This is a genomic window from Pseudoalteromonas sp. R3, assembly GCF_004014715.1.
Classification (GTDB): domain Bacteria; phylum Pseudomonadota; class Gammaproteobacteria; order Enterobacterales; family Alteromonadaceae; genus Pseudoalteromonas.
On sequence record NZ_CP034835.1, the window covers coordinates 3,211,008 to 3,226,097 of the forward strand.

11 protein-coding genes are annotated in these 15,090 nt (G+C 48.4%); 8 read left to right on the forward strand and 3 right to left on the reverse strand.

Features of this window, described 5'->3' with window-relative positions; translation table 11 throughout:
- Positions 1–16 precede the first annotated feature (16 nt).
- Positions 17–1,195: a succinyl-diaminopimelate desuccinylase gene (dapE, locus tag ELR70_RS19175; protein WP_054015317.1), complete on the reverse strand. Its 1,179-nt coding sequence runs from the start codon at positions 1,193–1,195 to the stop codon at positions 17–19.
- A 339-nt stretch (positions 1,196–1,534) separates the two neighbouring features.
- On the opposite strand from dapE, the gene ELR70_RS19180 reads away from it, so the two are divergent.
- Together ELR70_RS19180 and ELR70_RS19185 are read left to right on the forward strand one after the other, a co-directional pair.
- Positions 1,535–2,299 (forward strand): response regulator, encoded by a 765-nt coding sequence (locus ELR70_RS19180; RefSeq protein ID WP_054015318.1) that lies wholly within the window; start codon positions 1,535–1,537, stop codon positions 2,297–2,299.
- 169 nt (positions 2,300–2,468) lie between these two features.
- The gene (locus tag ELR70_RS19185; protein WP_054015319.1) at positions 2,469–3,119 is read left to right on the forward strand and encodes an OmpW family outer membrane protein; all 651 of its coding nucleotides are present in this window, start codon (positions 2,469–2,471) and stop codon (positions 3,117–3,119) included.
- Positions 3,120–3,197: 78 nt separating this feature from the next.
- On the opposite strand, the gene ELR70_RS19190 is transcribed toward ELR70_RS19185, so the two are convergent.
- Positions 3,198–3,737: a thioesterase family protein gene (locus tag ELR70_RS19190; RefSeq protein WP_054015320.1), complete on the reverse strand. Its 540-nt coding sequence runs from the start codon at positions 3,735–3,737 to the stop codon at positions 3,198–3,200.
- Positions 3,738–3,886: 149 nt separating this feature from the next.
- Here ELR70_RS19190 and ELR70_RS19195 point away from each other — a divergent pair, with 149 nt between their 5' ends.
- A complete protein-coding gene (locus ELR70_RS19195; protein WP_054015321.1) occupies positions 3,887–4,378 on the forward strand; it encodes a hypothetical protein in 492 nt (163 codons plus the stop codon).
- A gap of 22 nt (positions 4,379–4,400) precedes the next feature.
- Here ELR70_RS19195 and tyrR read toward each other — a convergent pair whose 3' ends face one another.
- Positions 4,401–5,957, reverse strand: a complete 1,557-nt coding sequence (gene tyrR, locus ELR70_RS19200; protein WP_054015545.1) for a transcriptional regulator TyrR — start codon at positions 5,955–5,957, stop codon at positions 4,401–4,403.
- A gap of 275 nt (positions 5,958–6,232) precedes the next feature.
- Here tyrR and ELR70_RS19205 point away from each other — a divergent pair, with 275 nt between their 5' ends.
- From ELR70_RS19205 to ELR70_RS19220, 5 genes are read left to right on the forward strand one after another with little or no spacing between them, the layout of a single operon-like run.
- Positions 6,233–8,446, forward strand: coding sequence for a CapA family protein (locus ELR70_RS19205; protein WP_082353187.1), 2,214 nt, complete (start codon positions 6,233–6,235; stop codon positions 8,444–8,446).
- Between the two features lie 49 nt (positions 8,447–8,495).
- Entirely contained in the window at positions 8,496–9,809 is a 1,314-nt protein-coding gene (locus tag ELR70_RS19210; protein ID WP_241566322.1) for a hypothetical protein, read from the forward strand.
- The gene (locus ELR70_RS25510; RefSeq protein ID WP_241566323.1) at positions 9,758–10,441 is read left to right on the forward strand and encodes a hypothetical protein; all 684 of its coding nucleotides are present in this window, start codon (positions 9,758–9,760) and stop codon (positions 10,439–10,441) included. Before ELR70_RS19210 ends, ELR70_RS25510 begins: the two co-directional genes overlap by 52 nt.
- Positions 10,441–13,554 carry a poly-gamma-glutamate biosynthesis protein PgsC/CapC gene (locus tag ELR70_RS19215; protein WP_054015323.1) on the forward strand — a complete coding sequence of 1,038 codons (3,114 nt, stop codon included), beginning with the start codon at positions 10,441–10,443 and terminating at the stop codon, positions 13,552–13,554. Before ELR70_RS25510 ends, ELR70_RS19215 begins: the two co-directional genes overlap by 1 nt.
- A complete protein-coding gene (locus tag ELR70_RS19220; RefSeq protein ID WP_128064675.1) occupies positions 13,541–15,088 on the forward strand; it encodes a hypothetical protein in 1,548 nt (515 codons plus the stop codon). The genes ELR70_RS19215 and ELR70_RS19220 overlap by 14 nt, the downstream gene beginning before the upstream one ends.
- The last annotated feature ends 2 nt before the right edge of the window (positions 15,089–15,090 follow it).

The window sequence follows — 15,090 nt, forward strand, 5'->3', positions numbered from 1 at the left end:
TTTGCGCTTTGTGGATTCAGACAACAAAGTAATCTGTTAAAACTGCAGTATAGATCTCCTCAATGGCATGGAGATCTGCCACTGATACATGCTCATTTACCTGGTGAATAGAGTCATTTTTAACCCCACATTCAATCACCTGAGTGTCACTTGAAGCAAAAAAGCGCCCATCCGAGGTGCCGCCCGCGGTACTGAGTGCCGGAAACTGACCCCTGACTCGGAAAATCGCTTGTTCCACCAGACTAAGAAAGCACGCAAGCTCGCGACTTCCTGTGTAGTAAGATTCACATGGGCGCTCCCACTGAACACTGACATGCTCACACCAAGGTGCCAGCGCCTGCGCTACTATCTGATAGATTTCCTGACTTTTATACGCGTGACTGTAGCGCACATTAAAGGTTATTTCACAGCTAGCCGGCACCAGATTATCAACAATATCTGGCACAGTCAGACCTGTAACCTGCAAGCTTGTTTGCGAACCCAACACATCTTTCCACCAGCTGATGTTTGCTAACTCATTAACCAGCTCTCCGGCGATATGAGCGGCATTGATGGTTTGTTCCGGGTAAGCAACGTGCCCAGCTTTGCCCTGAATTTGTATCCGCCCTGAAATGGCACCACGGCGTCCATTTTTAATCGTGTCACCGACCTGCTGATGTGAGGTCGGCTCGCCAACCAGGCAGGCGTCCAACACAATACCTTGTTTAGCCAGATACTCGGCCATGACTTTAGAACCATACTCAGCTTCTCCTTCTTCATCTGAGGTGATAAGCCAAAATAGCGTGCCCCGACAATGCTGCGCTTGTTCACACAAACGTGCCGTTGCACTGAGCATGGCTGCGACACCGCCTTTCATATCTGCCGCCCCGCGTCCATAAATAACATCATCAATCACAGCCGCAGCAAAAGGGTGTGCTATCCATCCTTTGGGGTTAGCCGGTACCACATCAACATGCCCCGCAAAGGCCATAACGGGACCAGGACCAAACTGACGCTTGGCAACCAAATTGCGAACGCCATTACAGTCAAGGGGCGTACATTCAAATCCTAACGCACTCAGACGCTTTGCAAGATACTCTATTGTACCAGCATCATCAGGGGTGACAGACGGTGCAGAGATCAAGCGTCTTAAGGTATTGACGGTATCATATTGCGGGCTGTGTTTAGCAGCTGGTTTTGTCGCATGGGAAGGCATTATACATTTCCTGTGTTCTGAATACTAAGCGCACTGGGAGCCGATTCGGCCACATGCCAATCAGTCTCTTCGTATCCAGTTGTCATGGTTCTCTCTTCTGATTACACCGTTCATGCGTGACCTGTTCATGTCGTCTATAAGGCAGTTTTGTGACACCTACCCTTGCACAGAGCACAATAAAGAAAAAGCTGTTGTCATATTTTGGTCAATTTCGATAACAAGTTGTCAATTGGCCCGTGTATGCTAGAACTAAGTATGTGAAGGTTAGAATTGTTAGCCTAATCTAGGATCCCGGAAGTCACTATTGGGTTGTAATTGCTGCAAGTTAAGGAACTAGTAATGCAGGATGTCAGTTTTTTGGTCGTCGACGACTGCCAGCTGGTTAGAAACCTGGTTCGTACCACCTTAGTAAACCGGCTGGGTGCGGAAAACGTGTACACAGCAGAAGACGGTCAGGCTGCGCTTGAACTACTCGAAGCCCGCCATATCGATATCATCATTGCAGACTGGCAAATGCCAAACCTCGACGGTGAAGAGCTGCTTAAACGGGTCAGAAAGTCAAAAAAGCATAGTAAAACGCCTTTCATTATGATGAGTTCGCTGGGAGACCGAGAACATGTGGTCTGCGCTATTCAAAATGGGGTATCACAATATATGATGAAACCCTTCACCGCAGATAAACTCGAAGAAACGGTTCATAAATCCTGGAATACCATCAGTCGCCGTGGTGCCATCAGACTATCCGGCTTGCCAGAGCACAGTGTCCGGATCCGTACCGGCAGCCGCACACTATCGGGACACGTAAAAAACATCAGTCAAACTGGCATGTTGTTACAATCGCCGTATAGCCGAGAAATGCATCTGTTCAATACCTATGAGCTGGAGCTGGATGTCTTTGATCTGAACGGTGGGAATTTACTGATCTCTCCTTTATACGCAGTGCCTGTACGTATTGTGGCAGTGGAGGGCTTTGTCGACACCAAAATGTGTCAGCTGGCACTGCGCTTTAATCGCGATATGCACAATGACGTCACCAAACGTCACCTAGATGAACTCCTAAAACACCTGGGTGGCTGTGAAACCGAAATGATCCAGGATAATTAAGCAGCCACCCTCAGGCCATTCGAGTCAAAAACTTAATCTAAATCAAGTTTTCAATTTTTTCTGAAACCTCGCAATTTGAATATTGATCTAGAACAGTTTTTGAAAAATCCCATCAGCCTATGATAGCTGCAACAAAAAGATTTACCTTGTACAGGTTCAGGAGATGAAAATGAAAAAATTTACTGCCGCTATCCTATCTACGCTTATGCTAACTGCTCCACTGGCTCAGGCTCAATTCAGCGTGAATGTAGGTGCAATTAACGTTAATCCTAGCGATACAGCATCAGCCATTAATGAAGATAGATCTTTAGGCTTGGTTGCAGATTCTGATACTCAGCTGGGTATTACATTCGACTATCAGTATAACGACAATATCGTTTTTGAATTGGTTGCAGCGACACCTTTTTCACACACTGTAGAGGGTGCAGGTGGCTTGGCCGGTAACGACATTGCAAAAGTGAAGCACTTGCCACCAACACTGCTGGCTCAGTATCACTTCTTTGCTCCCAATGCTAAATTCCGCCCATTTGTTGGCGCAGGTCTGAACTACACCGTATTCTTTGATGAAGAAGCATCTGCAGCGCTGAAAGCCACTTTAAAAACAGATGACGTAAAGGTAGATCTGGATAGCTCATTTGGTGTGGCACTTCAGGTCGGCTTCAACTATGACCTGAACGACAAATGGGGTCTGCACGGTATGATTTCTAAGATGGACATCAATACTGATGCAACTGTTTACGCAGACGGTAAGCAAGCGCTAACTTCAGATGTTGAATTAGACCCGATTGTTGCCATGTTCGGTGTAAAATACAAGTTCTAACAATTTAAGGTGCCCGCACTGTGTGGGCACGCTACAGAGTTACTTTCTCAATCCCCAGGGGTCATACACACTGGCCCTTTATGCCACTTTACTGTTACGAGCTTTCTTCCGCTCGAGCATCTCTTTCCAGTGGACCACTTCCTCAGGCAAGATTGGCGCTTCACCGGTAAACCCGGCAACTTCCAGCATTTCTTCAACACTGATTACGCCCTGACGACTTTTGAACACACCACGTACATAAGCAATAGCATGCAGACCACGCTCTGAGTGAAACTTCTGTTCAATATAGAAATATTTGTGATCCCAGCCAACTAACCGCGTTGATACTGTAAACTCTTGCAGTGGCTTGATGTCACGAATATAAGTGATCGCGGTGGCATTCACGATGGGGAACCAGCGACGTTTCATAATCGCACTAAATAGCCCCACCCGCTCAGTCATCCAGGTACGCGCTAAATCCATCATGGCAAGGTAACGCGAATTAGTCAGGTGTAAATTAATATCACAATCACTCGGCAGTGCTCTGAAATTAATATCAATCACGTCGAGCAAAGGTTGCGTGGCTTTATTCTGACGGATCCGCCAGAACAACCACAGTAAGCGGAAATACAGATTCATGTTATTGGTCCAACCAGTTAGCATAAAACTCGAGTTTAGCACAGCCGGATTTCACAACAAGCAGGAATTAATCTCCCTCGGCATGCACAACTTGCGAAAACTGCGTTTGTGCATTAACTTTTATGCAAGACTAACAAGAGTGTAACTTGATGAAATGTATAACCAAGCTAGTGTATTTATTGACCTTGTTCAGTGCAGGACATGCCTGGGCTGATTTTGATTTGCCTGGCAAAGGTCAGCTGCTTTACCCCACCGGCATAGAAAAAGACTTTAACTTTGGGTTTGGCTGGCAAAGTGATGCTCAAAAATTTCGCATTGGCGATAATAGCTATGATATGGCTCAGTTGCCCGAATCTTACTCTGTTGCCATTACACTGAGCAAAGATGATTCTAAGGTCTGGATCCAGGAGTTTAACCCTGGTTTTATCGAAGGGTTCAGCTGGCAGCTTGGCGATCACAAGCTTGAGCTATTTAAAAAGCAGTTTATGAGCCCCGTAAAAGGTGACTATGTGTTGCGCCTGGATGATATTGACTACTTTCTGGTACGCAACAACATCAGTGTCACCATCAAGTTTACCGAGCAAGGTATTGATAACATCAAGTTAGACGGTGTGACCAAAAACATGGGCACTAAAAAATAAGGGGACCAACTGTCCCCCCACTTTATACTTTCACTGTTTTTCTGTTAATACCGTACTCTCTGAGCTTATTTGCTACTGCGGTATGACTTAACCCTAATCGTTTGGCCAGTTGGCGTGAGCTCGGATAGGCAGGGTAAAGTTTACGCAGTAATGTTGCTTCAAAACGCTTGACCGCCTGCTCCAGTGTTCCTTCAAAGTCCGACTCCAAATAGCCCAGATCGTGAGTGAAGGTTGGTAACTGAAGATGTTCTATACGAAGCTCATTGTCATCAAGCATAGACACTGCACGATAAATGGCATTTTCCAGTTGTCTGACATTACCCGGCCATGGGTATTGTTCCAGAAACTGCAGGCACTCCTCATCCAGCGCCGGTGTTGCATGGCCACTTTGCTGTGCATATTTTTGAATAAAGTGCTCTGCAAGTGATTTAATGTCGGCTTTGCGATCACGCAAAGGCGCGATTTCCAGTGTTAAAACGTTGATGCGATAGTACAGGTCTTCACGGAAGCTGCCTTCTTGCACCATTGCAGGAAGATCTTTTTGCGTTGCAGCAATGATGCGCACATTGACCTTTACTTCATTCTCATCACCTACTTTTCGGAATGTGCCATCTTGTAAAAAGCGCAGCAATTTGGTTTGTAACTGAGTCGACATTTCACCGACTTCATCAAGGAATACCGTACCTCCATCAGCCTGCTCCAGCACGCCTCGTTTAGGCGCACTGTTTTCTTCGTAGCCGGCATAGCCAAATAACTCCGATTCGGCGACGTCATCAGGCAAAGAGGCGCACGACAGCGCAATAAAAGGCTTTAAAGAGCGATTAGACGCGTAGTGACAGGCCCGGGCCAGTAGCTCTTTACCCGTTCCCGTTTCACCGGTAATTAAAATTGGGGCTTCAAGCTGCGCCATTTTTCGCGCTTCGCGCACTACTCGTCGCATCGCGGTACTCTGGCTATGGATGGCTGCAAAACTCTCCTGCCCGTAGCGACGAAACGCGCTAACCTGCTGGCCCAGTCGGCTTTGTGATTTAATATTTATGACCGCCCCTGCCAGCACATCTCCTTCAGGACCTTGTGGGACAGAGATAGGTAAAATATCAGCAATAAAGTCTTCGCCGCCTACTTCAACCCGAGTGGTTTGGCCCAATACATCTTTACCTTCCAGCCAGCGGGTAAAATTAAACCCTTTCAGCAGGTTATTAATATTGGCACCCATGATCTCCGGCTCTGGCTGGTTCAGGTCGCGACATGCCGCATCGTTACAGTGACGTACCCAACCTTTCGCATCGATGGAAATAACACCATCGGGAAGTGCACTGAGTAAGGTATTGAGCTCGTTATGTTCACGTTCAGAAGGCAGAAAAGCCGTTGTCCTGACATCCTCCACTCCATCTATCAGTCTGATTTCAGGCATTATTTTCTGAAACTGTTCAAACTCAATAGGGGGGAAACTCACATACATTCTGCAATTAACGGAATCAACTTCTATTCCTTTTAGATCAACCCGGTACTTAACCAGGATATTCAAAATTTCCTGCGCAATACCGATCCGATCGGCACAGTGAATTTCTAAACGCATTTGTTCCTCAAAACGGTTTTCTACCTTTTGCGGGATCATACTCTAAGAATAGACCCCAGACTAGCAAAACGTAAACATATTTGGACAGAGATTTTAGCTACAGCAACTATAATGAAAAAGACAGATTCTTCCTGTCAAAAAAATACGGATTAATGCGTACACTAGCGCAGTCATCTATGTATACATTATTAATACTTAACGATTGCAGTTTGGTGAACAATGAATTTATAATACAAAAGACCTAGACATTAAGCCGTACAGGTTAAGGGGCTGCCTTGAATATTTACAATTTAATTCCATTTGTTCCTGTAATGTGTTTTATCAGCGCCTGCTCGGTGGAAGATCCTTACGAGACTGGCCCAACACAAGCACAGCAAGAAGAACAACAACAGCAGCAAGAACAACAGAACCAAACTCGCGGCTTTACGTTGCAACTGCTGGATTCTAACGCCACAGCCCTGACTGATGCCAGTGTACAGCTTTTCGACAACCAGTATCGTACCGACGCTCAGGGGCAATTGACCCTGACAGACCTCAGCAACAACAACGTGACTTTGACAATCTCAGTGCCCGGGTATGAACGCATTGTGATGGTCGTTAACAGCAAAGCGCAGCAAAACCAACCTTTACCTGTTGTGTTAAAGAAGGTAACCGCAACCAGCAGTGAGCTGATGTTTGGCGGTGATACTATGTTTGGCCGCCGCTATATGGACCCTTCTTTGACGACGATGGGAAATCTGTTACCTGATGTTGAAGAGGCGATGATCAGACCTGGTAATGCGGCAAGCAGTGCCATTGCCCTGACACAATTCGTCAAACCTATTATGGCAAGCGCTGATTTTGCTTCCGTTAATCTCGAATCACCCGTGCTTGCAACACCCTCGACGGTTCACCCGAGCAAAGAGTTTGCCTTTTTCTCGTTACCGGATACCCTCCAGGGCTTGACCGCGATCGGCATAGATTATGTTGCTTTGGGTAACAATCACGTGTTTGACTATCAGCAAAAGGGGTTAGAGGACACCATCAAATTTGTTGAGCAGGCAGGGTTTAGCCACAGCGGCGCAGGTAATAACACCACTGAAGCCTATGCGCCCCGACTGGTTAAAGTAGGTAACACAACGCTTGGATTGGTGTCGGCCACCTCCATTACCGGTGACGACCATCTGGTCACTTATATCGCCACTGCCAACAAAGGAGGCGCTGCCGATCTGACCGACAGCACGGCACTCAGTGCCGCCGTTGAGCAAGCCAGTGAAAGCAGTGATTACGCAGTTGTCCAACTGCATGGGGGAGATGAATACTCTTATGCGCCCACCCGTTATATCAACAACCGATTTGAATTCGTTAGTCGTCGTGCACCTGATCTGATGATAGCCCACCATCCCCATGTGGCTCAGGGGTTTGGTCTCTATAACGGGGTTCCCGCCTTATTGGGCCTGGGCAACTTTGTATTTGAGCAAAACCGCCATGAGACCTTACTGGGGGTTGCTGTCTCTGTCAGAGTCGACCCAACACAATCACCCAAAACGCAATCCGCCAGAGCTTATCCTGTTTACCTGGAAGATTATCAGCCCAAACTGGTGAGTGGCTTTTTAAGCGACTATCTGATCCGCCGACTGGCTGAGTTTTCTAGCCCAGAGGTTGCCATTGTTCCCGGACCAGGTTTCGGAGACGTCTATTTCCAAAATCCGCCTAGCGTTCAAGAGGTAGAGACGGTGACGTTAAACCTGGCAGCAGGAGAGCACCTTGTTGATCTTCGTGAATATGCACCCAGTAATGCATTTTTGAGCAAAATCAGCAGCACAGGCACAGCAGACGTGACGCTCGGCCGAGACCTGATGTGGTTTGGCGACTTTGAAGACTGGGACAATGACAATGAAGTCAATGAGGTCACTCGCTGGGAACATGAAAGTGATGACATTACCCCCTGTCTGACTGGTGCAATGCGCGGTACGCAGGGGATGTGCTTATCCCGTACACAATTTAATAATCGACCGATCCGCATGCCGTTTAAACAAACATTGCGTACCATGCCAATCACGCCGTCAGAGTCAACGCTTGAAGCCTACTCTGAGTTGAGCTTGTTTGGTTATGCAAAAGGTGACAATGCAGGCGCTTTGAGTGCAGAGCTGACCATAGTCACCGCAGAAGACAACCTGGAATTTTCCAGCGAGGAAGTCGGTCTGATTGAACCTGGTAGTTACAACTGGCAGACATTTCGTCACGACATTACCCTGCCTGATGACAGCCAGACGCTGGGACCTGAGCAATTGCCTGCACGTGCCGTCAAACTGGCATTTAAGCAGGCACCGCCAGAGCAAGGAGAGGCGACCGTCATGCTAGATCAACTTGCGTTGATCTCATGGCAAAAATCTTTTAGTCTCAACAATAGGTTATGGCAGGCAGAACGCATGCATGGCTTGGATTTTATGGCACTGGAAACAGACGTTCCCGTCACGTTGACACTGCATTTTTCTGCTTACGATTAACATAACCAGGTATTTCGGGGGGCGTGTGTCGCTCAAACAACAAGTCTTCATGATCAAGCGACAAAAGCCGTTTTGGTCGATTTTACTGCTGTTTTTAGTTGTTCTGGTATTTGCCGTGCACGGCTCATTTGCACGCCTGAATGCCTATGTTTACAGCCAGTTTAATCAATTTTTTGAGCAGCAGAGCAGTGATATTGTGGTGATTGAGTCACCAAATTTGCAACGCCAGCAATCTGAGCTCATCACCCAGCTACTTAACCATAAAGTGAACGCCATTATTGTGCTTTCCGATGTAGTCTCTAAACAAAGCATGTCATTTGCCAATGTGTATTTTCCCTTCGCTGACCCACGGTATTGTCTGCCGGACGTACAACCCTGGTTAGGCTATAACATGGTGCTCGGTAAGCCTCGGGATAAGTGCCAAAATGTCTGGCAAAGCATTTATGGGCCGCAACACTTCAACACCGGAAAACTGATCAACTTTGCGCTATCACCCAGCGCATTACCTAAGTTTTCCAGCACACGATTGCTGGAAGAAGATGTGCTGCTCAGCCAGTTAGAAGGTAAAGTTGTGTTAATTGCTCAGCAACAACTCGGCTTTAGCGTCCCACTGAGAGCACCCAAGCTGCACGGAGCAAACAATCCGGTCTATCTGCATGCCTATGTTGCTGACAGTCTGGAAAAAGAGCAGTTAATTACTCGCCTGGCACAGTGGCAGTCCGTAGCGTTACAACTGGGGTTGCTGGCACTATTGCTTATCGTATATCAGAAAAATACGCTCACGCTGAGCATCATTATTGCAGCCTGTTTATCTCTTGCAGGCCTGCTGGCCAGTTATGTAGTGATGGTCACACTCCAGTATTTACTACCCATAGGCCAGCTCCTGGTGATTAACCTGGTAACTATGCTGTGGGTGTTTTTCTCCCGTAAATGGCTTGAAGAAAACGAACTGCTCGAGCTGATTGCTAATGTCCACCAGCGTATGATGGGTCGTTACTTGCCCCGCTCTATCAGCACCGAAAGCACCCCCTGGGATGCCATTATTACGCTTGTGAATCAGCAACTGGCACTCAACCGATCTATTTTTCTTGCTCGCCTGGAGGGCGATCACCGGTTAGAAGAGATCCGCGCCATCAACTGCCATATTGAAGACATCGTAGAGCAGCGCCGCGATTATCAGCGCCCGCCCTATTCCGATGCCATTAAAGCCTTTGGTGCCGTACAAACCTCGCGTCCCTTTTTCAGTGGTCTTCAGGAGCTTGAACGCCAGTTTGTTGTGCCTTTAATGTATGCCGGTGACATTCGTGGTTTTTGGGCGATGACGGTGATCCCAATGAACAGTTCGACGAAAAAGCCTTTATAAAGAATGTCAATCGCTTTGCCAGTCAGATTGGTGAGCTATTGTTCCATTACAGAATGCTGCAAAGCCAGCAACGCGCATCCTTAAGCCCCCTGACCCGAGCACTGACTCTGACACTGGAAAAGCCTCTGAGTCAGAAGGTGAAATCGGCCATCGGAGAAATGGAACAAAAGCTCTCTACACTGGAGCAGGTTTTCAATCAGATCCGTACGGCTGCTGTGTTATTTAATCTGTTTGGTCAGGTCGTACAAACCAATCAGCCGTTGGAACAACTGGCTAAAAAGCATCATCTTGCACTATTCGAAATGACCGCTTTGGATCTCTTAGACAAAATTACTTCGATGCCAAAAGAGACACTCAAAGGCAAACTGCGCTACCTGACTCTGCAACAGGGAGAGCTATTTCTGCCGGCAATACTCGGCACAGACACCTATATCCTCAATATACGCTCACTCTCCGCGAGCCAGGTCAGCAGCACCATCGGAGAGCCTTTCTCTGTGGCCGGCATTTTGTTTGAATTTATCGACATTACCACCTTACTTCAGCAACTTGAGGATCCCCATGCGCTATTGAGCAAGCTCACGTCTGTGACGCCCAGTAGCGACGGCGACCCCAATAAGGAGCACACGCTGTAATGGATTGGGTGTTACCACTTTTTCCAGATGGAAGCGGGCTGGGTCAGTCTGTTATTACCACAGTTTGGGTGGGTATTGCCGTTGTTTGTATGCTGAACTTGCGTTTCGGCTTTCCCCTCACCGGCCTGGTGGTGCCCGGCTATCTGGTACCCTTACTGATAGTCAGCCCGGTTTCCGCCATTGTCATAGTGATCGAGGCCATTGTCGTATATGTTTTGATGCGCTTGAGCGCTAAAGTAGTCATGGAACGACTGGGATATGCAGAAATGTTCGGCAGGGATCGCTTCTTTGCCATTATTCTGATCAGTATTCTGGTCCGGGTGTTTATGGACACCTTATTCTGGCCTCAGATAGGTCAGGTGTTGGCGCTGTGGGATATTACTTTTGACTACGCGGGGCAGCTTTATAGTCTGGGCCTGGTGATCATTGCCCTGACTGCCAATGTGATGTGGAATGGCGGTTTTCGCTATGGTATGCGAGTGACATTAGTCCAGCTGGCCATCACCTTTATATTGGTGCGGTTTGTTCTGATGCCGTTTACCAATTTCAGTATTGCTAACCTCGCTATCATGTACGAAGCGGTTGCCGCCTCTATCCTTGCTGCTCCCAAAGCATATATCATCCTGGTTATCACCGCCTTTTTGGCTTCTCGGGCCAATATTCGTTACGGCTGGGAGTTCAATGGCATTATGCTACCAGCACTGCTGGCGCTACAACTCATGCAACCGAGTAAACTGCTCACTACCTTTATCGAAACCACGGTGATCTTATCTCTGGGCGCCATCTTGCTTAACTTTACCCGCCTCAAACACGCAAACTTTGAAGGCGCGCGGTTGTTACTGCTGTTTTTCAACATTGGCTTTATCTACAAGCTACTGCTGAATTACTTTGTGGTCGACTACTTCCCGACCCTCAAAGCCACTGACACATTTGCCTTTGGTTATATGCTGTCCACCTTGTTGGCACTTAAAATCTATCAGAAAAATGCTCTGGGCCTGGTATTGCGGGCCACTTTTCAGACCTCAATGATCGGAGGCCTGCTGGCATTTGGTATCGGCTTCGCCATCATGTTTGTCCCATCTCTGATCCACAGCCCATCACAACCCGCTGCAGTTGATGGCGCCCAAAGTGCCCCGCTGAGTCATCATGTCAGTGAATACAAAAGCTACCTGTATACCGCAAGATACGACTTGCTAAATCTTAGCCATTACCAGCAGGCGCAGCAATTGCAACGCTTTAGAGGCGCCATTCGATTGCTGAATGAGGACCCTCAGGACCCTGACATTCAATACCGCGCTGCCCAGGTGCTGGCCGAACTAGGCTTTATACTTATTGATAACCCGGCTACTTTAGTGATCAAAGATGCCCAGACAACACATCCCAGAGGCCTTTTTGCTTTAGCAAAATCTCCTGTGCGCGAACATATAGTGACCGTGCCCTATCCAACCAGTGAACGTCTGGCAGGCGATGCCGCCGGGCAACTATTTGCTATTTTAGGGAGTAGTGCACTGGCTCTGGGCACACGGGTGACACCGTCGGCAGCCAGTCAACAAACTCGGCCTCAAAGCGCCTATTATCAGGCCTTCATTAGCGCACTAAACACCAATCAGGTATTACAGCTTAGAGCCATTAACCAATACACACGGCCTCAGTTGAGGCAAACACGCTTTGTAGACAACAGCCAGTTTTGGATTTACAACCAACTGCCCGACTCGTTGTCACAGCGCCAGCTCACCCGCCTGTTGGGATTTGAGCGCAGCCAGTTCGGTCTGCTCAGTGAGGACAACCTGCCCTACCCGGGTTACGAGGGAGCCATGCTGGAAACCTATTTCGACAACCTGAGTTACGCTACCCTCTTGTCACATACAGCAAGAAGCAATGTGAATGCACCTCAGTACCCTGTCGAACAGCTCAGCCTGTCACTCGAAGAGTTGGTCACTCAGTTTTCTCAACATATTAGTGCCAAAGGAAGCGGCCATTTTCGTATGCTCGCGGAAAACGAAGCGGCACTGTGGGAATACGAGGTCCTGGAGCCCTTATTCAAACTCTCCTATGAGCTACGCTCACGCTCGCTGGATGAGGATGATCTTAATCGTCTGCAACAGCTTAATCGACTCGCCAACATGGTAGGCTACCGCCTGCAACTGATCATCAATGATACCCATCGTCTGGTGATCATCAGTCCTTTGCCTGAGGTCAGCTATTACCAGCAAGGACAGGGGTTTTATGCCATTAACCTCAATGCTACTGTGCCACTAACCATTCAGGTACCGCGACCGCTATTCGAAAGTAATACGCTACAGTTTGCAACTGACCTGTTCCAGACCAGTGGCGCCCAGGCACTGCTCATTGCCGGGGCCCACCCATATGCCAGTGAACAAGCAAACGTTATGGCGCCGACTAACACGCGGACTCTTTATAACGTGGTACACCAAAGTGCGGTGCGACACAATCCGGGGGTGCCGGTATTAAGTTTGCAAGTCCGTAGCCATAGCGCTCCTTCGCAGATCCGCCCCAGTGCCATTGCGTATCAATTTACTCAACCTGATTTTCGACATACTTCTACCATTAATGCGCTGCATAAGGCTATGAAGCGATTGGGGATAACAGTAGAAAAAGTCTCTGGTCAGATTGCTACCCGAGGGCTTGAGATTGGTTCGTCTCCGCAGTCAGGCTATCGCCTGTTCAGCCCAGACAGTGAACTGGCGACTCTATGGCTGGCTTCCGATTTCAAGCAACACTATGCGGTTTCTGAACAAGCGCTTCAGGAGCGCTTGCTTGCCGTCTCCGCACAACCCAACTTTATGCAGGTACGCCTTGCAGCAACAGGACCTGATGACTGGGTGAATTTATCGCAACAACAGAGACAAAGACTCGACACCACAATCAGCCGCTATGCACAAACCCAGCACCTGCCTTGGTTAAGTGCCTTATGCGACGGACTATCAGGCTGCACCCTGCAAGCAATCAGACTTTCCGACAATGGGTTACTCGGACTGCAACTACAGTTGGCAGGCAAAACCGCAGCGGTTTACCTTGCTCAGCGCAACCGGCTAATAACGCTTGAAGCACTCGAGCAAATGATGCAAGGAGGGCCAAATGTACTGGATTAAGCGAGTACTACAGGCGCTGCTGATAATCCTCGTGCTACTGGCCGGATACCGTGTTGCACTGCATTTTTATGTCTGGCTGAACTCAGCTGAGCGTATTGCGGCGCGCAGTGAAGAAGAAACCCGCTCTGTGGTGCATTGGCTAAGCCCGGATCGTCCGCTCATTTATACTTTTCCTACTTCACGGACCGTTGCTATTCGCGTGCTGTCAAACGCAATATTTGCCAGCCAAACCGTTTTCGATAAACCCATCAATTATGCAATCGAATACCGGCTGCTGGACAGTCAGGATAATGAACTGGAGAAACATGTTTATCATCATGCGTCAAAGCTTGCACTGGAAGAAGGCCAGCAACAGGTTAAACAATTGATTGAGGACCGCCAGGCGCTGGCTGTCACATCTGGTCAGTCATTTTATGTTGACTGGCAACAACTGACTCGCGCCAGTAAAATTTCCTTACGGTTAATTCCGGAAGAGCCCAGTCTACGTGGCGTTGTGGTGCGTATCCATGGTAAGACCCCAACCAACGCGGATGATGTAACCCGAACCTGGCTGAAGCTGCCCGAGCAATGGCGGGAGCGGATGACCAGTTATCACACATTGGGCAGTAGTGGTCTGCAGCCGTTGCAAATTACCAATGCGGTCTCTTACGACTGGCGAAAACTGGCACCACAAGGGATCCCAGGTATCGATTTTGACGCCGATATTCTCTATGAGTCTCTGCCCTATAATGTGATCACCTATGACTTTTCTGCCGAGCAGTTTGATTTGGATGGATATTACACCCGGCCTGGACTTGCCGCTTCTATACGCCTTACCAACACTGGGGATCTGAGCATACAAACCCAAGGCGACACCAGAGATCTGCAACTGGTCTGGCACGACCTTACACAGCACCGGGCTCCAGTGACACTGAGCCTGATTGATACAGATGATCCGACACGATTCGAGCTACCGAACCTGGAACCTGGATTACTGGTGATCCGTTCTCGTTCTGAAATGATCACCACCTGGCGGGACGAATTGGACCAAGTCGTTGCTCCCCTTCACAGCTATTACTATCAGCTGGATGAGGCCAACCAGGCCGAGTTCACGGTCCAAGGCGGCAGCGATATCCAGCTCGATATGCGTGGCCCTGCTGGCAGCACAGTACAAGCAAAGGTGTATGACTCCCAACAGCGATTGCTGCGCTCTGAGGAACTCGTCCTGACGGGGGTGAGCAGTGGCTTTGACCGTTTAATCACTCCGGAAACCCGACGAGAAGCCATTTCCGACAGCGAAAAAAGATTTCTGCGTCTGAGCCTTGAAGCATATAGAATCACGCTCAGCAGTACCGAACAAGTAGCTGTAAAATGCAGAGCCGTCATGGTGCAATGCATCATCAGAACTATGTCTGTGCCACGCTCTGTGACGCGCCACAAACCGGCTTCACTGAGGTCGGCGCCTGGTTTAGCCAAAGTGCCGATAACGAATTTGATTTTATTGAGCAGCAGAAGATCCTCAAAGTACGGCTATTCAGCGCACCACCCCCTTTAGAG